Source organism: Streptomyces sp. NPDC050549 (assembly GCF_040655035.1).
GTDB lineage: Bacteria > Actinomycetota > Actinomycetes > Streptomycetales > Streptomycetaceae > Streptomyces.
Genome location: NZ_JBFAJD010000020.1, coordinates 164,856 through 186,798, shown reverse-complemented (window position 1 = coordinate 186,798; position 21,943 = coordinate 164,856). Strand labels below are relative to the sequence as shown.

At 70.2% G+C, this 21,943-nt stretch carries 22 protein-coding genes and 2 pseudogenes; 15 read left to right on the top strand and 9 right to left on the bottom strand.

Annotated elements, in window-relative coordinates; all coding sequences use genetic code 11:
* Positions 1-383: helix-turn-helix domain-containing protein (locus AB0I51_RS27765; protein WP_362979604.1), on the bottom strand; the 383-nt coding region annotated here is incomplete at its 3' end.
* 55 nt (positions 384-438) lie between these two features.
* Positions 439-903 (bottom strand): DUF3093 domain-containing protein, encoded by a 465-nt coding sequence (locus AB0I51_RS27760; protein ID WP_362979602.1) that lies wholly within the window; start codon positions 901-903, stop codon positions 439-441.
* Positions 904-961: 58 nt separating this feature from the next.
* Here AB0I51_RS27760 and AB0I51_RS27755 point away from each other — a divergent pair, with 58 nt between their 5' ends.
* The 8 genes from AB0I51_RS27755 (at position 962) to AB0I51_RS27720 (ending at position 8,766) form a co-directional block, all read left to right on the top strand.
* On the top strand, positions 962-1,546 hold the full coding sequence (locus tag AB0I51_RS27755) for a PaaI family thioesterase (protein ID WP_362979600.1): 585 nt from the start codon (positions 962-964) through the stop codon (positions 1,544-1,546).
* On the top strand, positions 1,543-2,064 hold the full coding sequence (dut, locus tag AB0I51_RS27750) for a dUTP diphosphatase (RefSeq protein ID WP_359610058.1): 522 nt from the start codon (positions 1,543-1,545) through the stop codon (positions 2,062-2,064). The genes AB0I51_RS27755 and dut overlap by 4 nt, the downstream gene beginning before the upstream one ends.
* Before the next feature lies 1 nt (position 2,065).
* Entirely contained in the window at positions 2,066-2,818 is a 753-nt protein-coding gene (locus tag AB0I51_RS27745; protein ID WP_019072963.1) for a DUF3710 domain-containing protein, read from the top strand.
* A gap of 157 nt (positions 2,819-2,975) precedes the next feature.
* On the top strand, positions 2,976-4,151 hold the full coding sequence (locus tag AB0I51_RS27740) for an alginate lyase family protein (protein WP_362979598.1): 1,176 nt from the start codon (positions 2,976-2,978) through the stop codon (positions 4,149-4,151).
* Between the two features lie 152 nt (positions 4,152-4,303).
* Positions 4,304-6,880 (top strand): sensor histidine kinase KdpD, encoded by a 2,577-nt coding sequence (locus AB0I51_RS27735; protein WP_362979596.1) that lies wholly within the window; start codon positions 4,304-4,306, stop codon positions 6,878-6,880.
* Positions 6,877-7,560: a response regulator gene (locus AB0I51_RS27730; protein WP_362979594.1), complete on the top strand. Its 684-nt coding sequence runs from the start codon at positions 6,877-6,879 to the stop codon at positions 7,558-7,560. Before AB0I51_RS27735 ends, AB0I51_RS27730 begins: the two co-directional genes overlap by 4 nt.
* A gap of 45 nt (positions 7,561-7,605) precedes the next feature.
* Positions 7,606-8,004 (top strand): OB-fold nucleic acid binding domain-containing protein, encoded by a 399-nt coding sequence (locus AB0I51_RS27725; RefSeq protein WP_019072967.1) that lies wholly within the window; start codon positions 7,606-7,608, stop codon positions 8,002-8,004.
* Positions 8,005-8,007: 3 nt separating this feature from the next.
* Positions 8,008-8,766 carry a DUF3159 domain-containing protein gene (locus AB0I51_RS27720; RefSeq protein ID WP_362979592.1) on the top strand — a complete coding sequence of 253 codons (759 nt, stop codon included), beginning with the start codon at positions 8,008-8,010 and terminating at the stop codon, positions 8,764-8,766.
* Between the two features lie 72 nt (positions 8,767-8,838).
* On the opposite strand, the gene AB0I51_RS27715 is transcribed toward AB0I51_RS27720, so the two are convergent.
* Both AB0I51_RS27715 and AB0I51_RS27710 read right to left on the bottom strand, forming a co-directional pair.
* Positions 8,839-9,516 carry a TrkA family potassium uptake protein gene (locus tag AB0I51_RS27715; protein ID WP_019061074.1) on the bottom strand — a complete coding sequence of 226 codons (678 nt, stop codon included), beginning with the start codon at positions 9,514-9,516 and terminating at the stop codon, positions 8,839-8,841.
* Entirely contained in the window at positions 9,516-10,187 is a 672-nt protein-coding gene (locus AB0I51_RS27710) for a TrkA family potassium uptake protein (protein WP_362979590.1), read from the bottom strand. Before AB0I51_RS27710 ends, AB0I51_RS27715 begins: the two co-directional genes overlap by 1 nt.
* A gap of 370 nt (positions 10,188-10,557) precedes the next feature.
* Here AB0I51_RS27710 and AB0I51_RS27705 point away from each other — a divergent pair, with 370 nt between their 5' ends.
* On the top strand, positions 10,558-12,609 hold the full coding sequence (locus AB0I51_RS27705) for an APC family permease (protein ID WP_362979588.1): 2,052 nt from the start codon (positions 10,558-10,560) through the stop codon (positions 12,607-12,609).
* 216 nt (positions 12,610-12,825) lie between these two features.
* The gene (locus tag AB0I51_RS27700; RefSeq protein WP_362979586.1) at positions 12,826-14,154 is read left to right on the top strand and encodes a TRAM domain-containing protein; all 1,329 of its coding nucleotides are present in this window, start codon (positions 12,826-12,828) and stop codon (positions 14,152-14,154) included.
* Positions 14,155-14,448: 294 nt separating this feature from the next.
* Here the strand turns inward: AB0I51_RS27700 and AB0I51_RS27695 are convergent.
* From AB0I51_RS27695 to AB0I51_RS27685, 3 genes and pseudogenes are all read right to left on the bottom strand, one after another.
* Positions 14,449-15,116: pseudogene (locus AB0I51_RS27695) on the bottom strand (nucleotidyl transferase AbiEii/AbiGii toxin family protein).
* A gap of 5 nt (positions 15,117-15,121) precedes the next feature.
* Positions 15,122-15,301, bottom strand: coding sequence for a hypothetical protein (locus tag AB0I51_RS27690; protein ID WP_362979584.1), 180 nt, complete (start codon positions 15,299-15,301; stop codon positions 15,122-15,124).
* Between the two features lie 530 nt (positions 15,302-15,831).
* Positions 15,832-16,431, bottom strand: coding sequence for an isochorismatase family protein (locus AB0I51_RS27685; RefSeq protein ID WP_362979582.1), 600 nt, complete (start codon positions 16,429-16,431; stop codon positions 15,832-15,834).
* On the opposite strand from AB0I51_RS27685, the gene AB0I51_RS27680 reads away from it, so the two are divergent.
* Both AB0I51_RS27680 and AB0I51_RS27675 read left to right on the top strand, forming a co-directional pair.
* Positions 16,382-16,753: a hypothetical protein gene (locus AB0I51_RS27680; RefSeq protein ID WP_362979580.1), complete on the top strand. Its 372-nt coding sequence runs from the start codon at positions 16,382-16,384 to the stop codon at positions 16,751-16,753. The two genes, AB0I51_RS27685 and AB0I51_RS27680, sit on opposite strands and share 50 nt — an antisense overlap.
* A pseudogene (locus tag AB0I51_RS27675) lies at positions 16,734-16,781 on the top strand (hypothetical protein); the annotation flags it as partial. The gene AB0I51_RS27680 and the pseudogene AB0I51_RS27675, both read left to right, overlap by 20 nt.
* Positions 16,782-16,897: 116 nt before the next feature.
* Here AB0I51_RS27675 and AB0I51_RS27670 read toward each other — a convergent pair.
* On the bottom strand, positions 16,898-17,890 hold the full coding sequence (locus AB0I51_RS27670; protein ID WP_362979578.1) for a D-glycerate dehydrogenase: 993 nt from the start codon (positions 17,888-17,890) through the stop codon (positions 16,898-16,900).
* A 113-nt stretch (positions 17,891-18,003) separates the two neighbouring features.
* Complete coding sequence (gene nac / locus AB0I51_RS27665) at positions 18,004-18,918, bottom strand: nitrogen assimilation transcriptional regulator NAC (RefSeq protein ID WP_362979576.1); 915 nt, start codon at positions 18,916-18,918, stop codon at positions 18,004-18,006.
* A gap of 326 nt (positions 18,919-19,244) precedes the next feature.
* Here nac and AB0I51_RS27660 point away from each other — a divergent pair, with 326 nt between their 5' ends.
* From AB0I51_RS27660 to AB0I51_RS27650, 3 genes are read left to right on the top strand one after another with little or no spacing between them, the layout of a single operon-like run.
* Positions 19,245-20,027, top strand: coding sequence for a 5-oxoprolinase subunit PxpA (locus AB0I51_RS27660; RefSeq protein ID WP_362979574.1), 783 nt, complete (start codon positions 19,245-19,247; stop codon positions 20,025-20,027).
* Positions 20,027-20,764 (top strand): allophanate hydrolase subunit 1, encoded by a 738-nt coding sequence (locus AB0I51_RS27655; RefSeq protein WP_362979572.1) that lies wholly within the window; start codon positions 20,027-20,029, stop codon positions 20,762-20,764. The genes AB0I51_RS27660 and AB0I51_RS27655 overlap by 1 nt, the downstream gene beginning before the upstream one ends.
* Positions 20,757-21,743: an allophanate hydrolase gene (locus AB0I51_RS27650; protein WP_362979571.1), complete on the top strand. Its 987-nt coding sequence runs from the start codon at positions 20,757-20,759 to the stop codon at positions 21,741-21,743. The genes AB0I51_RS27655 and AB0I51_RS27650 overlap by 8 nt, the downstream gene beginning before the upstream one ends.
* Positions 21,744-21,943 lie beyond the last annotated feature (200 nt).

The window sequence follows — 21,943 nt, the reverse complement described above, 5'->3', positions numbered from 1 at the left end:
GAGATTTCCACGCCCCGCTCGTCGCGGAGCCAGTCACGCAGGGCCGGGGCGGTCCAGGTGATCCCTGCGGCGGCCGATGTGTCCAGCAGGTCGGCCAGCTCGGCGCGGTCCGCGGGACCCAGGATCCTGGCGGGCCGACCGGGCCGGGGCGCGTCCGGCAGCGCGTCCGGCCCGCCCTTCTCGAAGCGGTGGACGGCGGCGCGGACGGTGACCGGGTTGCACTCCAGCAGGTCGGCGACCTCGGTCACCGTCCTTCCCCGGTCGAGCAGCCGGACGCACTCCGCACGCAGCCGGGTATGCCGGGCCAGGCCGCGTCGGCCCAATAGCTCACGCAGGTCACGACGCTGATCATCGGTCAGCTCGAGATGGAGGTTCTTCGGCATCGCGTCCCTCCCGCAGGACGCCTACCCACACCGCAGCCGACATCACCCAAACCGCTTAGACGGCCGCCGCCTGTGCCGCCTTCAGCGCCTCCGCCAGCCGCTCCGGCTCGCGCGTCGACAGGTACAGGTACGGCGTCGGGTCGGCGGGGTCGGTGACCTCCACGCGCAGGGCCCTGGGGATGTAGGAGCGCAGCAGCAGGAAGGCGCGGGCGTCGGCCTTGTGGGTGCGCCAGGCGCGCGCCTCCTCCGGATCCAGGATCTCCGCCTCGCCCAGGGCCGTCACCGGGATCTTCGCCTCGCCGGCGATCAGCGAGTCGCCCACGATGCGGATGCGGAGCGAGCCGTAGGAGCTGGCCGTGACCGCGGCGAACGCGGTGCCGCCGACCAGGCCGCCGAGCATCGGCAGGGTGCCGAAGGGCAGCAGGATCAGGGCGAAGGAGACGCCCACCAGGAACGAGATGAACCACCACGAACGGGGGGCGGTGAGGCGCTCGTCGTAGGGCGAGGCGGAAAGCTGCATGGAGCCAAGCTTGGCACGGTGTCCGGAACTTACCGACGCGCGGGTAAGGTCTGCGGCTGTGGGTGGTACTTCTCCAGCTCTCAAGCCTCCGTCCGACGCCGTGAAACCGGTGCGGCACCCTGACGCGCCCGCGCCCGGTGAGTTGCTGGGTGCCCACTACGAACAGTGTTTCGGGTGTGGCGGCGACCAGCCGCACGGGCTGCATCTGGCGGCGCGGGCCGGCGAGGGTGTGACCATCACCGCCGAGTTCACCGTGCGGGCCGCCCACCAGGGTGCCCCTGGCCTCGCGCACGGCGGGGTGCTCGCCAGCGCGCTGGACGAGACCCTCGGCTCGCTGAACTGGCTGCTGCGGACGATCGCGGTGACCGGCCGCCTGGAGACCGACTTCGTGCGGCCCGTGCCCGTGGACACCGTGCTGTACCTGGAGGCCGAGGTGACGGCCGTGGCCGGGCGGAAGATCTACTCGACCGCCACCGGACGCATCGGCGCTCCCGACGGGCCGGTCGCCGTGCGCGCCGACGCCCTCTTCATCGAGGTGAAGGTCGACCACTTCATCGACAACGGCCGCCCGCAGGAGATCCGGGCCGCCATGGACGACCCGGACCAGGTCCGGCGTACCCGTGCCTTCGAGGTGAACCCGTGAGCAGTGGCCGTAGTCCCCTGGACGTACTGATCCGGCGCGTCGACCCCGACGTACCGCTTCCGTCGTACGAGCATCCCGGTGACGCGGGCGCGGATCTGCGGACCACCGAGGGCCGGGAACTGAAGCCGGGTGAACGGGCCGTACTGCCCACGGGGGTGTCTGTCGCGCTCCCGGAGGGGTACGCGGCCTTCGTGCACCCCCGTTCGGGGCTCGCCGCCCGCTGCGGTGTCGCCCTAGTGAATGCCCCGGGGACGGTTGATGCCGGGTACCGTGGGGAGATCAAGGTGATCGTGGTGAATCTCGACCCGTACGAGTCGGTACGGTTCGAGCGCTTCGACCGGATCGCCCAGCTGGTCGTCCAGCAGGTCGAGAGGGTCCGCTTCCGGGAGGTCGCGGAACTTCCCGATTCGGCGCGGGCCGAGGGGGGCTTCGGGTCCACCGGCGGTCACGCCGCCGTGGGCGGCACCACGGGTGGGAATCGATACGCTTCGGTCGTATCCGACCGGGAAGGACAGTGACGTGTTCGGACGTCGCAAGAAGGGCACTGCCGCCGAGGACGCGGCGAGCGAGGCCGAGCAGGTCGTCGACGACGTCGACACTGAGGCGGACGCGGTGGAGCGCGTGAGGCTCGAACCGGAGCCCCGCCCCGACGGACCCTGGGACGATTCGGAGGTCGGCGACCCCGCCGAGGGCCGGGTGGACCTGGGCGGTCTGTTCGTGCCGGGAGTCGACGGCATGGAGTTGCGGGTCGAGGTCGCGGGTGACGCGATCGTCGCCGCCACCGTGGTCCTCAAGGACAGTGCCATCCAGTTGCAGGCCTTCGCCGCCCCCAAGCGCGAGGGCATCTGGGGTGAGGTCCGCGAGGAGATCGCCAGTGGCATCACCCAACAGGGCGGCATCGTCGACGAGGTCGAGGGGCCGCTGGGCTGGGAGCTGCGCGCGCAGGTTCCGGTGCAGCTGCCGGACGGCACGGGCGGTTTCCAGGTGGTGCGGTTCGTCGGTGTGGACGGTTCGCGCTGGTTCCTGCGCGGAGTGATCTCCGGACAGGGCGCGGTGCAGCCGCAGGCGGCCGGGCTGCTGGAGCAGATCTTCCGGGACACGGTTGTTGTGCGCGGCGAGGGCCCGATGGCGCCCCGCGACCCGATCGTCCTGAAGCTGCCGAACGACGCCCAGATGGTTCCCGAGGGCGTTCAGCAGGAGGAGGCGGGTTCCCGCTTCTCCGGTGGCATGGGTCAGTTGCAGCGCGGACCGGAGATCACCGAGGTCCGCTGACCGGAACGGACAGACACGAAAGGGCCGTACCCCTCCGGGGGTGCGGCCCTTCGTCGTGCGCGCACTCTTGACGGCGCATTGGTCCGTACCTATGGTCTCGGCTCAACGCCCAAGTTCATGAGGGTGCTCTGTGTTCACATACGAGAACGGAGTCACCGTGCGCCGCGCTGCCCTGCTCTCCGTCGTCACCGCACTCGTCCTGGGCTTCTTCGCCCAGCCCGGCCCCGCCGCCGAGGCGGCCCCCGCCACCTTCGTCCATCCCGGAGTCGACGTCTCCAGAAGTCAGCTGGACTTCGCCCGCACCGAGGTCCTCGCCGGCGCCCAGCCCTGGAAGGGCGCCTACGACCAGATGATGGCCGGCTCCTACGCGAGCCTGACCCGCACCCCGAAGCCCAGAGCCGTCGTCGAGTGCGGTCCGTACTCCAACCCCAACTACGGCTGCACCGACGAACGCGAGGACGCCATAGCGGCCTACACCGACGCGCTCGCCTGGTACATCACCAAGGACGCGCGCTACGCCCAGAAGGCCATCGAGATCATGGACGCCTGGTCGGCCACGATCACCAGCCACACCAACAGCAACGCGCCCCTGCAGACCGGCTGGGCCGGCGCCTCCTGGCCCAAGGCCGCCGAGATCATCAAGTACACGTACACCGGGACCTGGACCAACTCGGCCCGCTTCGCGACCATGCTCCGCAACGTGTACCTGCCCGAGATCATCAACGGCTCCAATTCCAACGGGAACTGGGAGCTGACGATGATGGACGCCGCCGTCGGCATCTCCGTCTTCCTGGAGGACAAGACGTCGTACGACAAGGCCATGGCGATCTTCCGGACGCGGACGGCCGCGTACATCTACCTCGCCTCGGACGGTTCCGTACCGAAGACCGTGCCGAGCCAGAACCTCAACACCACGGCGAAGATCGTCAGTTACTGGCAGGGCCAGTCGACCTTCGTCACCGGGCTCACCCAGGAGACGTGCCGCGACTTCACGCACACCGGGTACGGCCTCTCGTCGATTTCGCACGTCGCCGAGACCAGCCGGATCCAGGGCACCGACCTCTACGGCACCGACGTGGGGGAGCGGCTGCGGCAGGCGCTCGGGTTCCAGGCCAAGTACCAGCTGGGCACGGCCGTACCGAGCTGGTTGTGCGGCGGGTCGCTGACCCTCGGGCTCGGGCCGGTCACCGAGGTCGGCTACAACGCCCTCCACAACCGCCTGGGCGTCGCGATGACCAACACCCAGACGCTCACCCTGAACAACCGGCCGGCCGGCACGAACAACCTCTTCGTCGCCTGGGAGACCCTCACCCACGGCGACAACCCCAACTGAACACCGCCGTGCCCTGATGCCCGTACCGTGCCGTACGGGCATCAGGGTTGTGTCAAAGACGTCCAGGACCAGGCTCGCCACCCCTTTTGTCGGACTTATCGGCCGTAAAGTTGACGCTGCGTGCACGGGTGTGACGGGAAGACAATGAGGCCATGGGACGCGGCAAACTTCGGATCTACCTCGGTGCGGCACCGGGCGTCGGCAAGACGTACGCCATGCTGTCCGAGGCACACCGCAGGGTGGAGCGGGGCACCGACTGCGTGGTCGCCTTCGTGGAGCACCACGGCCGGGCCCGCACCGAGGTGATGCTGCACGGCCTGGAGCAGGTCCCGCGCGCGGAGCTGGCCTACCGGGGCACCGTCTTCACCGAGATGGACGTCGACGCCGTACTGCGCCGGGCCCCCGCCGTCGCCCTGGTGGACGAACTCGCCCACACCAACATCCCCGGCTCCCGCAACACCAAGCGCTGGCAGGACATCGAGGAACTGCTCGCGGCCGGCATCGACGTCATCTCGACCGTCAACATCCAGCACCTGGAGTCCCTCGGCGACGTCGTCGAGTCGATCACCGGGGTGCGCCAGCAGGAGACCGTGCCGGACGAGGTGGTCCGCCGGGCCGACCAGATCGAACTGGTCGACATGTCGCCACAGGCGCTGCGGCGGCGGATGGCGCACGGCAACATCTACCAGCCCGACAAGGTCGACGCGGCCCTTTCGAACTACTTCCGCCCCGGCAACCTCACCGCCCTGCGGGAGCTGGCCCTGCTGTGGGTGGCGGACCGGGTCGACGAGTACCTCCAGGAGTACCGCAGCGAGCACCAGGTGTCGGCGATCTGGGGTTCGCGCGAGCGCATCGTCGTAGGACTGACCGGCGGGCCGGAAGGGCGGACGCTGATACGGCGGGCCGCGCGGCTCGCCGAGAAGGGCGCCGGCGGCGAGGTGCTGGCCGTCTACATCTCCCGCAGCGACGGTCTGACCTCCGCCTCCCCGAAGGAACTTGCACAGCAGCGCACGCTGATCGAGGACCTCGGCGGCACCTTCCACCACGTCGTCGGCGACGACATCCCGGCCGCGCTGCTCGACTTCGCGCGCGGCGTCAACGCCACCCAGATCGTCCTGGGCTCCTCGCGCCGCAAGACCTGGCAATACGTCTTCGGGCCCGGCGTCGGCACCACGGTCGCCCGCGAGTCCGGTCCCGACCTGGACGTCCACATCGTCACCCACGAAGAGGTCGCCAAGGGGCGCGGACTGCCGGTGGCCCGGGGCGCGCGGCTCGGGCGGGCGCGGATCGTCTCGGGGTGGGTGGCCGGTGTCGTCGGACCGGTCGGGCTCGCGTTCCTCCTGAACGCCATCCACCTCGGCCTCGCCAACGACATGCTGCTGTTCCTGTCGCTGACCGTCGCGGCGGCGCTGCTCGGCGGGCTGCTGCCGGCGCTGGTCTCGGCCGCCCTCGGGTCGTTCCTGCTGAACTACTACTACACGCCCCCGCTGCACCGGCTGACCATCGCCGACCCCAAGAACATCGTCGCCATCGCGATCTTCGTCGGGGTCGCCGTGTCCGTGGCCTCCGTGGTCGACCTCGCGGCGCGACGGACCGAGCAGGCCGCCAGACTGCGCGCCGAGTCGGAGATCCTGTCCTTCCTCGCGGGCAGTGTGCTGCGCGGTGAGACCAGCCTCGAAGCGCTCCTGGAGCGGGTCCGGGAGACCTTCGGCATGGAGTCCGTTGCGCTGCTGGAGCGCAAGAGCGACGTCGATCCCTGGACCTGCGCGGGCCGGGTCGGCGTGGGAGCCCCTCTGGAGCGGCCCGAGGAGGGCGATGTGGACATGCCGGTCGGCGACCACATGGCCCTCGCGCTGACCGGCCGGGTGCTGCCCGCCTCCGACCGTCGGGTGCTGGCCGCCTTCGCCGCGCAGGCCGCCGTCGTACTGGACCGCAGGCGCCTGCGCGAGGAGGCCGACCGGGCCCGCGCGCTCGCCGAGGGCAACCGCATCCGTACGGCCCTCCTGGCGGCCGTGAGCCACGATCTGCGGACCCCGCTGGCCGGCATCAAGGCGGCCGTCTCCTCGCTGCGCTCCGGCGACGTGGCGTGGTCCGAGGAGGACCAGGCCGAGCTGCTGGAGGGCATCGAGGATGGAGCCGACCGCCTCGACCACCTGGTGGGCAACCTCCTCGACATGTCCCGCCTCCAGACCGGCACGGTCATGCCGATCGTCCGGGAGATCGACCTCGACGAGGTGGTGCCCATGGCGCTGGTCGGGGTCCCCGAGGGCAGCGCGGAACTCGACATCCCGGAGACGCTGCCCATGGTCGCCGTCGATCCCGGGCTGCTGGAGCGGGCGATGGCCAACCTGGTCGAGAACGCGGTCAAGTACAGCCCGGCGGACAGACCCGTCCTGGTGTCCGCCAGCGCCATCGCCGACCGGGTGGAGGTCCGGGTGGTCGACCGGGGCCCCGGAGTCCCGGACGAGGCCAAGGAACGCATCTTCGAGCCCTTCCAGCGCTACGGCGACGCCCCGCGCGGTGCCGGAGTAGGGCTCGGTCTCGCCGTGGCGCGTGGCTTCACCGAGGCCATGAACGGCACTCTGAACGCCGAGGACACACCCGGCGGCGGCCTCACCATGGTCCTCACCCTCCGCGCCGCGAAGCCACTGGAGCTCGCGCCGGAGGACAGTGCCGCAGAAGACGTGCGCGACGCGAAAGACGTACAACCGGAAAGGCAGGCCTCATGACCAGGGTCCTCGTGGTCGAGGATGAGCCGCAGATCGTGCGGGCCCTCGTGATCAACCTCAAGGCGCGGAAGTACGAGGTCGACGCGGCGGCCGACGGGAAGACCGCGCTCGACCTCGCCGCCTCCCGCCACCCCGACGTGGTCGTCCTCGACCTGGGACTGCCCGACATGGACGGCGTCGAGGTGATCAGGGGGCTGCGCGGCTGGACCCGGGCGCCGATCCTGGTGCTGTCCGCCCGGCACTCCTCGGACGAGAAGGTGGAGGCGCTGGACGCGGGCGCCGACGACTACGTCACCAAGCCCTTCGGCATGGACGAGCTGCTGGCCCGGCTGCGGGCCGCCGTGCGCCGGGCGGAGCCCACCGGGGGCGGCGAGGACGACGTCCTGGTCGAGACCGAGGAGTTCACCGTCGACCTGGCCGCCAAGAAGGTCCAGCGGGACGGCAGGGACGTACGGCTGACCCCCACGGAGTGGCATCTGCTGGAGGTGCTGGTGCGCAACACCGGGCGGCTGGTCAGCCAGAAGCAGCTGCTGCAGGAGGTGTGGGGGCCTTCCTACGGGACCGAGACGAACTACCTCCGCGTCTACATGGCACAGCTGCGGCGCAAGCTGGAGACGGACCCCGCGCACCCGAAGCACTTCATCACGGAGCCCGGGATGGGCTACCGGTTCGAGCGCTGACGACGCGGGTACGTTGCTGTCGGTGGACCCCGGTACGCTTCAGATATGAGCGCTGTCTCCCGTTCCGAAAAGCCGGCCGGCCGGTTCCGGCGCATGCTCGACCGGCTGTCCTCCTCGCAGGAGGACCTGGAGTCCGAGGAGCTGCGTGAGGACTCCGAGACCGAGGGCTGTGTCCGGATCGGCGACTGCCACGACCGACAGATCGTGACGGTTACTGGTACCTTGCGCACGGTCACGCTGCGCCCCCGGGCAGGAGTCCCGGCCCTGGAGGCCGAGCTGTTCGACGGCTCCGCCGCCCTGGACGTGGTGTGGCTCGGCAGGCGTTCCATCGTGGGCATAGAACCGGGGCGCAAGCTGATCGCGTCCGGCCGGATCTCCATGAGCAGAGGCCGCCGGGTGCTCTTCAACCCGAAATACGAACTGAGACCCCTCGGACGGGAGTAGCCGGTGACGTCGCTCGACAAGCCGACCACAGAGACCGTGGACGCCGAAGACAGCGAGCAGGATGTCCGGGCGGTGACCGAGGCGGCTCTCTTCGAGGCGTTCGGCGGGCTGCGCGGCATGATCGAAACGGTCCTGCCCGGCCTTCTCTTCGTCACCATCTTCACGATCAACAAGGACCTGCACTGGTCGGCCATCGCCGCCCTCGCCGTGTCCCTGGTGCTGGTCGTGGTCCGCCTGGTGATGCGGGACACCGTCAAGCACGCCTTCAGCGGTGTCTTCGGCGTCGCCTTCGGTGTCGTCTTCGCGATGATGACCGGCAACGCCAAGAACTTCTACCTCCCCGGCATGCTCTACACGCTGGGCCTGGCGCTGGCGTACATCATCACGACCCTCGCGGGCGTCCCGCTGATCGGCCTGATCCTCGGCCCGGTCTTCAAGGAGAACCTCTCCTGGCGCACCCGCAACCCGGGCCGCAAGAAGGCCTACGCGAAGGCCAGTTGGGCCTGGGGTCTGATCCTGCTCGCCAAGTGCGCGATCCTCTTCCCGCTCTACTGGTGGGCCAACACCGCCCAACTCGGCTGGGTCCTGGTCGCGTTGAAGATCCCGCCCTTCCTCCTCGCCGTCTGGCTCACCTGGGTCTTCCTCGCGAAGGCACCCGCGCCCATCGACGTGTTCGCGGAGATGGAGGCCGAGGAACAGGCGGAGAAGGAACGCAAGGCGGCCGCTGCCACGGCGGAGGGCCGACACCGGCGGGACGCGTAGTTTCGCTTCTTCGGTCACGACGAGGAGGGGCGCCCTGAACTCTCAGGGCGCCCCTCCTCGTCGTGGACCCGCTCAGCTCGCCGCGTCCTCCCGGCGCACCGACAACAGGTCCTCCAGCTGCTCCTCGCGTGCCTGGGCCGCCACGAACAACAGCTCGTCGCCCGCCTCCAGGGAGTCCTCGCGGGACGGGGTCAGGACGCGGGTGCCGCGGATGATCGTGACCAGGGAGGTGTCCTCGGGCCACTCCACGTCGCCGACCTGGGTGCCCGCGAGGGCGGACTCCTCGGGGAGGGTCAGCTCCACGAGGTTGGCGTCGCCGTGGCTGAAGCGGAGCAGGCGGACCAGGTCGCCGACCGAGACCGCTTCCTCGACCAGGGCCGACATCAGGCGGGGGGTGGAGACGGCGACGTCGACGCCCCAGGACTCGTTGAAGAGCCACTCGTTCTTGGGGTTGTTGACGCGGGCCACGACGCGCGGGACGCCGTACTCCGTCTTCGCGAGGAGGGAGACGACCAGGTTGACCTTGTCGTCGCCCGTCGCGGCGATCACGACGTTGCAGCGCTGGAGCGCCGCCTCGTCCAGGGACGTGATCTCGCAGGCGTCGGCCAGCAGCCACTCCGCCTGGGGGACCCGCTCGACCGAGATCGCGGTCGGGGCCTTGTCGATGAGAAGGATCTCGTGACCGTTCTCCAGCAGCTCACCGGCGATCGAACGTCCGACCGCGCCGGCTCCGGCAATGGCGACCCTCATCAGTGACCGCCCTCCTCTTCGGGACCCTTGGCGAACGCCGCCTCGACCTTGGCGACCTCGTCCGTACGCATCATCACGTGCACGAGGTCGCCCTCCTGCAACACGGTCTGCGAAGAGGGCAGCATCGCCTCGCCGAGACGGGTGAGGAACGCCACGCGGACGCCCGTCTCCTCCTGCAGCTTGCTGATCCGCTGGCCGACCCAGGCGGCCGAGGCGTGCACCTCGGCGAGCTGGACGCCGCCGGTCGGGTCCCGCCACAGCGGCTCCGCGCCCGAGGGCAGCAGCCGGCGCAGCATCTGGTCGGCGGTCCAGCGGACCGTGGCGACGGTGGGGATGCCCAGGCGCTGGTAGACCTCGGCGCGGCGGGGGTCGTAGATCCGGGCCGCGACGTTCTCGACGCCGAACATCTCGCGGGCCACCCGCGCGGAGATGATGTTCGAGTTGTCACCGCTGGAGACGGCCGCGAACGCGCCCGCCTCCTCGATGCCCGCTTCGCGCAGCGTGTCCTGGTCGAAGCCGACCCCGGTGACCCGGCGACCGCCGAATCCAGGGCCCAGCCGACGGAAGGCGGTGGGGTCCCGGTCGATCACGGCGACCGTGTGCCCCTGTTGCTCCAGGGTCTGGGCGAGAGCGGAACCCACTCTGCCGCAGCCCATGATGACGATGTGCACGACCGTCCTTCCGGTGTCCTGAAATCAATGCTCAGCCCCATCAGGGTCTCAGACCGAGGCCAAAGTACACACGTCCGGCCCTTGCGGGGCACCCCTGTGCGTCAGCGGCGTCCGATGCTGCGCACACTGGCCAGGGTGAGGATTCCGAGGCCGGCCAGGGCGGCGAGGGCGCCGATCAGCTCTGCGGTCGAGGGCATGGAACCTCCAGGGGGCGGGCGGGAGCGGGGTTTTGTCATATAGACACGGAGTCGCCACTCCCGACGGAATCCGCAACTCCACTCGTCACCGATTTCACCCGTGAGGCAGATGACAGGGCTCAGGCAGGTGGCGAGTAGAGGATCGCCTGTTCGAAGGCCTACGATCCTCTGTTGTGTCCAAACTGACCGACGTGCCCAAGCGCATCCTCATCGGGCGCGCACTGCGCAGCGACCGGTTGGGCGAAACGCTCCTGCCGAAGCGCATCGCACTCCCCGTCTTCGCTTCCGACCCGCTGTCCTCCGTGGCCTACGCGCCCGGCGAGGTGCTGCTGGTCCTCTCCATCGCGGGCGTGTCGGCGTACCACTTCAGCCCCTGGATCGCGCTCGCGGTCGTGGTGCTGATGTTCACGGTGGTCGCCTCCTACCGGCAGAACGTCCACGCCTACCCCAGCGGCGGCGGCGACTACGAGGTGGCCACCACCAACCTCGGCCCCAAGGCCGGCCTTACCGTCGCCAGCGCCCTGCTCGTCGACTACGTCCTCACCGTCGCCGTCTCGATCGCCTCCGGCATCGAGAACCTCGGCTCCGCGGTTCCGTTCGTGGTCGAGCACAAGGTGGTCTGTGCGATCGCCGTCGTGGTGCTCCTCACGCTGATGAACCTGCGCGGGGTGAAGGAGTCCGGTTCGCTGTTCGCGATCCCGACGTACGTCTTCGTCGCGGGCGTCTTCATCATGATCGCGTGGGGTGCCTTCCGCGGACTCGTCCTCGGCGACACCATGCGGGCGCCGACCGCCGACTACCACATCAAGGCCGAGCACCAGGGCCTCGCGGGCTTCGCGCTCGTCTTCCTGCTCCTGCGCGCCTTCTCCTCCGGCTGTGCCGCCCTCACCGGCGTCGAGGCGATCTCCAACGGCGTCCCGGCGTTCCGCAAGCCCAAGTCGAAGAACGCGGCGACCACCCTCGCCGCGATGGGCCTGCTGGCCGTCACCATGTTCTGCGGGATCATCGCGCTGGCCATGACGACCAAGGTCCGCATGGCCGAGAACCCGGCCACCGACCTGATCCACAACGGCGTCGCCATCGGCTCCGGCTATGTCCAGAATCCGGTGATCTCCCAGGTCGCCGAGGCCGTGTTCGGCAAGGGCAGCTTCCTGTTCGTGGTCCTCGCCGCGGCCACCGCGCTGGTCCTGTTCCTGGCCGCCAACACGGCCTACAACGGCTTCCCGCTGCTCGGCTCGATCCTCGCCCAGGACCGCTACCTCCCGCGCCAGCTGCACACCCGCGGCGACCGCCTGGCCTTCTCCAACGGCATCGTGCTGCTCGCCGGCACCGCCACCCTGCTGATCGCGATCTACGGCGCCGACTCGACCCGCCTGATCCAGCTCTACATCGTGGGTGTGTTCGTCTCCTTCACCCTCAGCCAGACCGGCATGGTCCGGCACTGGAACCGCCACCTCGCCACCGAGACGGACCAGGCCAAGCGCCGCCACATGGTCCGCTCGCGCGCGATCAACGCGTTCGGCGCGTTCTTCACCGGCCTGGTGCTGGTCGTCGTCCTGGTCACGAAGTTCACGCACGGCGCCTGGGTGGCACTGCTCGGTATGTGCATCTTCTACGCCACGATGACCGCGATCCGTAAGCACTACGACCGCGTCTCCGAGGAGATCGCCGCCCCCGAGGGCCCCAGCGACGACAGCCTCCGCCCGTCCCGTGTGCACTCGGTCGTCCTGATCTCCAAGATCCACCGCCCGGCGCTGCGGGCCCTGGCCTACGCCAAGCTGATGCGCTCGGACACCCTGGAGGCGCTCAGCGTCAACGTGGACCCGGCCGAGACCAAGGCGCTGCGCGAGGAGTGGGAGCGGCGCGCCATCGACGTACCGCTGAAGGTGCTCGACTCGCCCTACCGGGAGATCACGCGGCCGATCATCGAGTACGTGAAGGGGCTGCGGAAGGAGTCGCCGCGCGACGCGGTCTCCGTGATCATCCCCGAGTACGTCGTCGGCCACTGGTACGAGCACCTGCTCCACAACCAGAGCGCGCTCCGCCTCAAGGGCCGGCTGCTGTTCACGCCGGGCGTGATGGTGACGTCGGTGCCGTACCAGCTGGAGTCCTCCGAGGCGGCGAAGATCCGGGCGCGGAAGCGGCAGGAGTGGAGCGCGCCGGGTGCGGTGCGGCGCGGGCCCGCGGAGGAACGGCACAAGGAGTCCTCGGACACCAAGGGCTGAGCGCCGAGGGTTTCGGCCGCTGGTCCCGGCCGAGGGGCTTGGCCGCAGATTTCGGTCGCTGGTTCGGGCCGAGGGGCTTGGCCGCAGATTTCGGTCGCTGGTTCGGGCCGCTGGTTTGGATGGTTCGCTTTGTGGTGAGCGGCCGGGCAGGGCCCACGTAGACTGGTGGGCTGTTGTCCGGCCGTTCCCCCTTTGACGTTGTGGAGTCACCCCGCCATGCAGGCAGAACCGAAGAAATCGCTGGTGGGGGAGGAGTACGAGGTCGAGGTCGGCCCCGTCGCCCATGGCGGGCACTGTATCGCCCGTACGGCCGAGGGGCAGGTGCTGTTCGTCCGGCACACGCTGCCCGGTGAGCGCGTGATCGCGCGGGTCACCGACGGCGAGGAGGGCGCGCGGTTCCTGAGGGCCGACGCCGTGACGATCCTGGAGGAGTCCAAGGACCGCGTCGAGGCGCCCTGTCCCTACGCCGGCCCCGGCCGCTGCGGCGGCTGCGACTGGCAGCACGCCAAGCCGGGCGCCCAGCGCCGCCTCAAGGGCGAGGTCATCGCCGAGCAGCTGCAGCGGCTCGCGGGCCTCACGCCCGAAGAGGCCGGCTGGGACGGCACGGTGATGCCCGCCGAGGGCGACAAGCTGCCCGCCGGCCAGGTCCCGCAGTGGCGCACCCGCGTCCAGTACGCGGTGGACGTCGACGGCAACGCCGGTCTGCGCAGGCACCGTTCGCACGAGGTCGAGCCCATCGAGCACTGCATGATCGCGGCGCGGGGCGTCAGCGAGCTGGGCATCGAGGAGCGCGACTGGTCCGGCATGGCGTCGGTCGACGCGATCGCGGCGACGGGTTCCCAGGATCGCATGGTCATCCTGGAACCGCGCCCCGGTGCCCGCCTTCCCCTGGTCGAACTGGACCGCCCGGTCTCGGTGATGCGCGTCGAGGAGCACGACGGCGGCATCCACCGCGTCCACGGCCGCGCGTTCGTCCGCGAGCGGGCCGACGGACGCACGTACCGCGTCGGCAGCGGCGGTTTCTGGCAGGTCCACCCGATGGCCGCGGACACCCTCGTCAAGGCCGTCATGCAGGGCCTGTTGCCGCGCAAGGGCGACATGGCGTTGGACCTGTACTGCGGCGTCGGCCTCTTCGCGGGCGCCCTCGCCGACCGCCTCGGCGACAAGGGCGCGGTCCTCGGCATCGAGTCCGGCAAGCGGGCCGTCGAGGACGCGCGGCACAACCTCGCCGGGTTCGAGCGGGTCCGGATCGAACAGGGCAAGGTCGAGAGCGTGCTCCCGCGTACCGGGATCACGGAGGTCGACCTGATCGTCCTCGACCCGCCGCGCTCCGGGGCCGGCAAGAAGACGGTGGAGCACCTGTCGTCACTGGGGGCGCGGAAGATCGCGTACGTGGCGTGCGATCCGGCGGCTCTGGCGCGGGACCTGGGATATTTCCGGGACGGGGGGTATCGGGTGCGGACGCTGCGGGCGTTCGATCTGTTTCCGATGACGCACCATGTGGAGTGCGTTGCCATCCTTGAGCCGGTCGCGAAGAGCGCCTGACCTGCGGTTTTGTGTGTGCGCATTATGTGCGGCGGGCCCGTCCGGCTGACCGTCGTCCGGGCGATACGTATCGGCGCGCGCTGCCCTGTTCACGCCGACTTTCCTACGGCCGAGGCCCTGGAGGCTGGATCCATAGGGACGCGCGAGGAATGAGCTCAGTTCATCACCCGTACCGAGGGGGGCGGCGGTTTGCCGGGTGTAAATGATGCGACCAGCTCGCGACTGATTGCTTCCCACCTGCTCATTCTCGGCTTTGCTCGAATCGTCTGAGTCTGTGATCCGGTCCGGATGCGATCAGTCGATGCGCGGATCATCGGACTCTTCGAGGAGGCGGGTCGCGAGGTTGTAGGCCCACTCCACAGCCCAGGCGCGGAGAGCGGTGATGGTGGCGTCATCGATCCCGTAGGCGGCGAAGGCTTCGTCGTCGGTCCACTCGGCGCCCGTGAGGTTCGCCTGCAGATCCCCGCGCTCGAAGCGGCCGCGGGCGTGGCGGCGGCCGAATTCTTCGAGCTCGGCATTGGTCCAGCGGCGGGAGCTGCGAACACGTCGATCAGGTCGCGGGGCGCTCCGCGGTCGGCGAGGGCGCGGACCTTGGTCCCGATCACGTCTTCCTCCGCGAGGACGGGGCCGTACGGGCTCTGGGCGACCGGCCGCCAGAAGATCTCCTTGAGGATGTCGACTTCGCATTCCTGCCCGGTGGCCGGGTCGGTCACGGTGAAGCGGGCGGACAGCGGGGCGGTCTCCAGCGCGTGCACCTTCCAGCCGTGGGCTTCCAGGCCGACGCGGAGCGCAGCCGCGATGTCTGCCATGGGCGCCGGGTTCTCGGTGGTGACATCGAGGTCCTGGCTTGGGCGGTTGACGAGGTGGTGCGCCCGTACGGCGTACCCGCCGGTGAGGACCAGGGGGTACGGGGAACCGAGCGCGATCACATCCGCCAAGAGCCGTGTGTGCAGCTCCGGCATGTCCGTCACGCGGCTGCCCGGGTACGGGAGGCGAGCTGGGGGAAAGCGTCTTCCCATACGGCGCGTACGGTGCGGCCGACGAGCGTGCGCAGCACCGGCCACAGCTCGAGGAGCAGGTCCTGGTTGAGATAGCGGGGCAGGTCGTCGTGCAGGCCCCTCGTGCAGGACGGTGCGGTACAAGCCATACGCTGGCGCGGCTTACCCAGGTCATATGAGGTCATCCCGGACCATGCCATGTGCAGCGGCAGATCCACGACGCCGTGGATCGGTCCGTGCAGCTGGTCCAGCGACTCCGGCAGACGGCCGCGGAACTTCTCGCGGTACAGCGCGAGGTCCTCGGCGTCCGCGCCCGAGATGTCCCTCGGGGCCGGGGCCGGGGCCGGGGCGGGGTGCTGGAGGGCATGACTGCATTATGGCGGCCGGAGACGTTGCGAGGGGCATGATGTGCGAGCTGGCGTCCGGAGCGGTGGCGGATCCCGGTGGACTGGTTGCTGCAGTCTGCTCAGTGCTGGGCAGGACGGGCTCTCGGCCTTGACGCTCGTTTGACGCTTCGGGTGTCTGCATGGAGGGCGATGAGTCGACAAAATGGCTCTGACTGGTCCTTTTCTGGGATCCGCTCAGGCCGCCATCCTTCCGATGACCCACCATGTGGAGCGTGTCACGATCCTCGATCCGGTGGCCAAGGTGTCCTGACCTGCGGTTTTGTGCGTGCGCGTTATGTGTGGTGTGGGCGTTGCGGGCGATATCCTGATGCTGAAATGACGCTGGTGACGGTCGTTCGACACTCGTCCTGATGGAGTATCAGTCGCGTGGCGTCTCCGGTCGGGCGAGGTGGTGTGCGGTCTGGCTGGGGGATACCGGGGTCGGCGACGCCGTCGGACAGGACCAGGACGCGGTAGTCGCGGTCGGTGGCGTCCATGACGGTGGACAGGACGACACCGCTGGTGCTGATCCCGGCGAGCACCAGGGTGTCGATGCCCCGGTCGCTCAACTGCTGGTGGAGATCGGTGGTGGAGCCCGAGCCGTGGCGGATCTTGCGGACGACGACGTCGCCGTCCTCGGGGTGAGCCGCTTGTCGATCCGGGTCGAGGCGTCCTCGTGGTGCAGCATCTTCGCCCCGGCGACCCCGCTGAAGGCCGGGTTGTGCTCGGGGACGGCCGCCCAGTCGTCCTCGGTGAAGGCGACGCGGACGTAGCCGATGGTGCCGCCGGCCGCGCGGACGTGGGCGACGGAGCCCCTGACCCGCTGGACCAGGGCGTCGGCAGTTGCTGGACACGATGCACGACGTCCCGGCGATGGTGCTGCACCGGGCCATGGATGTACTCGCCTGGAACCGCGCGGCCTCGGCACTCCTCACCGACTTCGGCGCGCTGCCCCCGGCCGAGCGCAACCTGATCCGGCTCGCCTTCCTCGACGCCCCCTTCCGCGCCCTGTACGCCGACTGGCCCCGAGCCGCCCGCGAGTGCGTCGCCGTCCCGCGCATGGAGGCGGGCCCGCACCCCGCACGGCCCCGTGCTGACCGCGCTGGTCGCCGAACTCGGCGCCCGCGACCCGGACTTCCGCACCTGATGGGCCCGCCACCAGGTGCGCGGACCACGGCAGCTCACCAAGACGTACATCCATCCGGTCGCCGGTGAACTCACCCTCGACGTCCAGCAGTTCACCGTCGACACCCACCCCGAGCAGCTGCTCGTCGCCTACACCGCCCTCGCAGGAGGCGCTGCGGTTCCTGCTGCAGTGGGCGGGCCTCACCAGCACGCAGGCGGGGTGAGCGGCGGGGTTCAGCCGCCGACCGGCGTGCCCGCCACCACCGTACTGCCCGGAAGGGGTGTACGGGCGGGCCGTCCGGACAGGACGTCGAGGATGTTGTCGACCGCCAGGCCGACCATCGCGGCCCGGGTCGCCTCGGTGGCCGACCCGATGTGGGGGAGCGTGATCACGTTCGGCTCGGCGACCAGCGGGGACAACTCCCGTCCCATCGGCTCGCGTTCGAAGACGTCGAGCCCGGCGGAGTGCAGCCGGCCCTCGCGGACCGCGTCGAGCAGGGCGTCCTCGTCGACGACCCCGCCGCGAGAGGTGCTGACCAGTGTGGCCGTGGGCTTCATCGCGGCCAGCTCGCGGGCCGAGATCAGATGGCGGGTCTCCTCGGTGAGCGGCACATGCAGCGACACGACGTCGGCGTCGGCCAGCAGCGCGGCCAGGCCGACCGAGGTCGACAGGTCGTCGTCGGGGGCGTACGGGTCGTGGTGGATCACCCGCATGCCGAAACCGTGCGCCCGGCGGGCCACCGCGCGGCCGATCTGGCCGTAGCCGATCAGACCGAGTGTGGCGCCGTGGACGTCGAGGCCGAGGTAGTCGTGCATCCGGAACAGTCCCCAGGAGCCCTCCGCGAGGCTCGCCCCGGCCGCGCCGAGCCTGCGGCGGGCGGCGAGGATCAGCGCGAAGGTGAGGTCGGCGGTGGTCTCCGCGAGCACGCGGGGCGTGTGCGTGACGACGATGCCGCGTTCGGCGGCGGCGGCCCGGTCGACGTTGTCGAAGCCCATGCTGGCCAGCGCGATCACGCGCAGCGAGGGGCCCGCCGCGTCCATCAGGGCGGCGTCCACCGGGTCGTTGCCGAGGGCCAGCACACCGCTGACGCCCGGGGCGAGTGCGGCGAGGTCGGCGGGTCCGGGCTTGCCGGCACCGGGCCAGGCCACCAGTTCCACGCTCTCGGAGAGGCGGTCCAGACCTTGGCCGGGCAGGTTTTCACGGGTGGCGAGGACACGCTTCTTCATGTGCTTCTCCAGTGACGAGCCGCGTATTGCCGACGGGGCGAATAATTTCGAAGAGGTTTCGAAGAAAACTAGCCGCGGGGGTCACCGGAAACAAATAACGGATTTGTGTGACGCTATTCGTCGTCCTTATTCCTGTCGCCGGCGATCAGTTCCAGGAAGAGATCGTGCACCGCCAGGGCCGGCTCCGAGAGCGGCTGATTGTCCGACGTGACCACGGACAGTTTGACCTGGATGACCGGTTCCACGATCCGCCGTACGGACAGGGCCCGGACATCGAGAATGGCGCGCGCGGCCGACCACGGCAGGACCGTCGCGCCGAGGCCCGCGTCGACCGCGTTGACGAGGGTCAGCGCCGACTCCACCTCGCCCACCACGTTCAGCCGCAGCGACGCCTGCTGGAAGGCCGCGTCCACCACCTGCCGGATCGTGTGGATCCGGCTGGGCAGCAGCAGCGGCAGACTCGCCAGCTCCTCCAGACGCACCTCGCCCTTCCCCTGCGGTACCGCGTCACCGGGCGCCTCGATCAGGAAGAGGTCCTCGGTGCGGACCGGCTCGAACTGCACACCCCGCAGCGGCCCGGCGCCGTAGATGAACGCCATGTCCATCCGGCCCGTCATGATCGCCTCGCTGATCACCCCGCCGAAGTTCTCGTTGATGTGCAGCAGGATGTCCGGGTAGCGTTCGCGCACGCTCTTGAGCAGCGGCAGCGCGAGGGCCGCGCCCAGGCTGTACGGTGCGAGGCCCACCGACACACTGCCGGCGGGGGCCCGGCCGGAGACGTCGACGGCGGCCTGCGCGAGGTCCACCTGCCGCAGGATGAGCTGGGCGTGCCGGTACAGGGCGCGGCCCGCCTCGGTCGGGGCGACCCCGCGCTTGCTGCGGATCAGCAACTGCTGCCCGAACTGCGCCTCCAGGGCGGACAGTTGCTGGCTCAGCGCCGGCTGGGCGATGTGCAGGATGTCGGCCGCGCGCGTGATGCTCCCCGCGTCGATGATCTTGATGAACGAGTAGAGACGTCTGGTGTCCATGCGCGGGGCCTTCCAGGTGGAGCGAAGCCTCATCGTAGGGAGGGATCACCCCGAAGCACAGCCCCGGTGAGTGGAGGGTGTGGGGGGAGTCATAGCCGTTCGCGATAACGCCAGACCGAACGGATATTGGCGATCACGCGACGGGCGGAATAAGTTGTGCGGAACAAGTCGAGCGGGGCATCCGCACCGGACCATTCCCCGTCTACGGTTCCCCGTCTACGGTTCTCTGTCCACGGTTTCCGGTCTCACGAAGACGTGACAGCATCCGCTTCCCGGAATTCCCTTCCCGGAATTCCCCTTCCCGGCATTCCCCTCCGGAGGACGTCATGACCCCCATGGTTGATCTCGTCGCCGATCTCGGCGAGGGATTCGGCGCCTACACAATGGGCGACGACGCGGCCCTTCTGGAGATGCTCACCTCCGCCAACGTGGCCTGCGGATTCCATGCCGGCGATCCCCGGATCATGGACGCGACCGTGCGGACCTGCGTGGAGATGCAGGTCGCCGTGGGCGCCCACCCAAGCTTCCCCGACCTGGTCGGCTTCGGCCGCCGCGCGATGGACCTCACCCCGGAGGAGGTCCGCACCGACGTGCTCTACCAGATCGGCGCCCTCCAGGCCTTCGCCGTCGCCCACGGCACCCGGGTGCACCACGTCGCCCCGCACGGCCGCCTAGGCAACCTGGTCGCCGTACGCGCCGACTACGCCCGCGCCGTCGTGGACGCCGTGGCGGCCCTGGACGAGTCGCTGATCGTCCTCGCGCAGGACGGCGAGCTGGCCGACGCGGCCCGCACCCGCGGCCTGCGGGTCGGCATCGTGGGCATCGCCGACCGCGCCTACCGCGCCGACGGGACGCTCGTGCCCCGCTCTGAGCCCGGCGCGGTGATCCACGACCCGGACGAGGTCGCCCGCCGCACCCTGCGCATGGTCACGGAGGGCGTCATCCGCAGTGTCGACGGCACGGACGTCCAAGTCGCCTGCGACACCGTCCTGTTGCACGGCGACAGCCCCGGCGCGATCGCCCTGGCCGGACGCATCCGTCAGCAACTCCTCACCGCAGGCGTCGAGATCACCTCGCTCGACAAGGTCCTCAGCGGCAGGGAGGCCTGATGAGCGGCAACCTGACCATCGCCGAGTGCGCCAACGTCACCATCGCCGACTGCGGCGACTCCGCCCTCGTCGTCAAGGCCGTAGGCCTGGACGCCGAACCCGCCTGGCGGCTCGTCCACGCCCTCGCCGACGCCCTGAACGCCGTACAGCTCACCGGCGTCCACGACGTGGTGCCAACCTACGACGCCCTGCTCGTCGAGTTCGACTGCGCCGCCACCGACCACACCACCGTCCGCCGTGTCCTGGCCCACGAGGCGGCCCGCCTCGGCCCGCACCCCGCTCCCACCACACCTCCGCGCCGCTTCGTCGTCCCCGTCGTCTACGGCGGCGAGTACGGACCGGACCTGCCGGAGGTGGCCGCCCAACTCGGCCTGTCCGAGGGTGAGGTCGTCGCCCTGCACGCCGGAACCGACCTCACCGTCCGCTGCCTCGGCGCACCCGCCGGCGCTCCGATGACGGACGGCCCGCCCTTCCCGAAGCCGGTGCCTCGCCTCGCCTCGCCCCGCACCCGCGTCGACGCCGGTTCGGTCGCCGTCGCCGGACGACAGGCGGTCATCTGCCCGATGCCCTCGCCCGGCGGCTGGCCGCTCCTGGGCCGCACCCCGGTGCGCGTCCTCGACCTGCACAGCGACCCGATCACGGCGTACCGCCCCGGCGACACGTTCCGGTTCGTGCCGATCGAGCCCCAACGGTGGGACGAATACGCCGAGTTGAGCTTGGGGGACTGCCATGGCTGACACCCTCACCGTCCGCACCGCCGGCATCGTCACCGTGCAGGACCTCGGCCGCGTCGGCCGCTCCCGCTACGGCCTGCCCGCCAACGGTGCAGCCGACCAGCACTCGGCGCGCGTCGCCAACGTCCTGTGCGGCAACGACGACCGCGCCCCGCTGCTGGAGATCACCGCCCTCGACTTCGCGTGCGTCACCTCCGGCGACATCCTCATTGCCGTGACGGGCGCCCCCGCCGAGGTGAGCGTCGCAGGAGTCGTACGCCCCCAGTGGGAACCGCTCCCGGTCCGGGCCGGCGAAACCATCCGCGTCACCGGCATCCGCCGCGGGCTCCGCGTCTACCTCGCCGTACTCGGCTCGTTCGAGGCCGACCACCTCCAGGGCAGTTGCGCCCCCGACACGATCCTGGGCTTCGGCCCGCCCCTCCGCGCAGGCGACGAACTCGCCCTGCGGACGGCCTGCCCGCCCATCGACCATCCGTTCTCCCGCATCCCGCTGTTCCGCCTGAACGCACCCGTCCCCCCGTTCCCCGCCAACTGGACCATCGACGTCACCGACGGCCCCGACCGGGCCGAGTTCGGCGACACTGGCCGGCGCCTGTTCGACGCCCCCTTCATGGTCACCCCGCGAAGCAACCACATCGGCCTGCGCCTCCAGGGCGCAGTACCCCGCCGCGTCACCAAGGGCGAGGTGCTCTCCCGAGGCGTCCCCATCGGGGCCGTGGAGGTACCCGCCGGTGACGAACTCCTCGTACTCCACCGCGGTCGCGGTGTCACGGCCGGCTACCCCGTCCTCGCCGTCGTCACCGCCACAGGTCTGTCCGCCCTGGGGCAGGTGCGCCCCGGCCAGACCATCCGCTTCCGCCACCGCACCCTCGACCAGGCGGTCACCGCCCACCGCGCACAACGCCACGCGATCGACGCCCTGAGAACCAGGGTCCGCACGGCCTTCGAGGCACTGCGCATCCGGGCGCCCGCACCGTCCTGACACAGGCCCGCATCAAAGAGGCGGGGGGCTGTGACATATGCGGCTCCGCCGCGCCCAGCCCGCACCGACCCGCACGAACCACCAAACCACCACCAATGCCCACAAACCCCACCCGCACCACACTCACCCCGCTCAACAGCTCCCGCTCACCCGCTGGAAGCACCCGCACGGAGCCGTAACGCCCCTCATCCCACGCCTGC

Coding starts and splice junctions, on each gene's coding strand:
- AB0I51_RS27760 (WP_362979602.1), bottom strand. CDS start 903: ATGCAGCTTTCCGCCTCGCCCTACGACGAGCGCCTCACCGCCCCCCGT.
- AB0I51_RS27735 (WP_362979596.1), top strand. CDS start 4,304: ATGGGACGCGGCAAACTTCGGATCTACCTCGGTGCGGCACCGGGCGTC.
- AB0I51_RS27730 (WP_362979594.1), top strand. CDS start 6,877: ATGACCAGGGTCCTCGTGGTCGAGGATGAGCCGCAGATCGTGCGGGCC.
- AB0I51_RS27725 (WP_019072967.1), top strand. CDS start 7,606: ATGAGCGCTGTCTCCCGTTCCGAAAAGCCGGCCGGCCGGTTCCGGCGC.
- AB0I51_RS27715 (WP_019061074.1), bottom strand. CDS start 9,516: ATGAGGGTCGCCATTGCCGGAGCCGGCGCGGTCGGACGTTCGATCGCC.
- AB0I51_RS27700 (WP_362979586.1), top strand. CDS start 12,826: ATGCAGGCAGAACCGAAGAAATCGCTGGTGGGGGAGGAGTACGAGGTC.
- AB0I51_RS27690 (WP_362979584.1), bottom strand. CDS start 15,301: ATGGCTTGTACCGCACCGTCCTGCACGAGGGGCCTGCACGACGACCTG.
- AB0I51_RS27685 (WP_362979582.1), bottom strand. CDS start 16,431: ATGGCCCGGTGCAGCACCATCGCCGGGACGTCGTGCATCGTGTCCAGC.
- AB0I51_RS27670 (WP_362979578.1), bottom strand. CDS start 17,890: ATGAAGAAGCGTGTCCTCGCCACCCGTGAAAACCTGCCCGGCCAAGGT.
- nac (WP_362979576.1), bottom strand. CDS start 18,918: ATGGACACCAGACGTCTCTACTCGTTCATCAAGATCATCGACGCGGGG.
- AB0I51_RS27660 (WP_362979574.1), top strand. CDS start 19,245: ATGACCCCCATGGTTGATCTCGTCGCCGATCTCGGCGAGGGATTCGGC.
- AB0I51_RS27655 (WP_362979572.1), top strand. CDS start 20,027: ATGAGCGGCAACCTGACCATCGCCGAGTGCGCCAACGTCACCATCGCC.
- AB0I51_RS27650 (WP_362979571.1), top strand. CDS start 20,757: ATGGCTGACACCCTCACCGTCCGCACCGCCGGCATCGTCACCGTGCAG.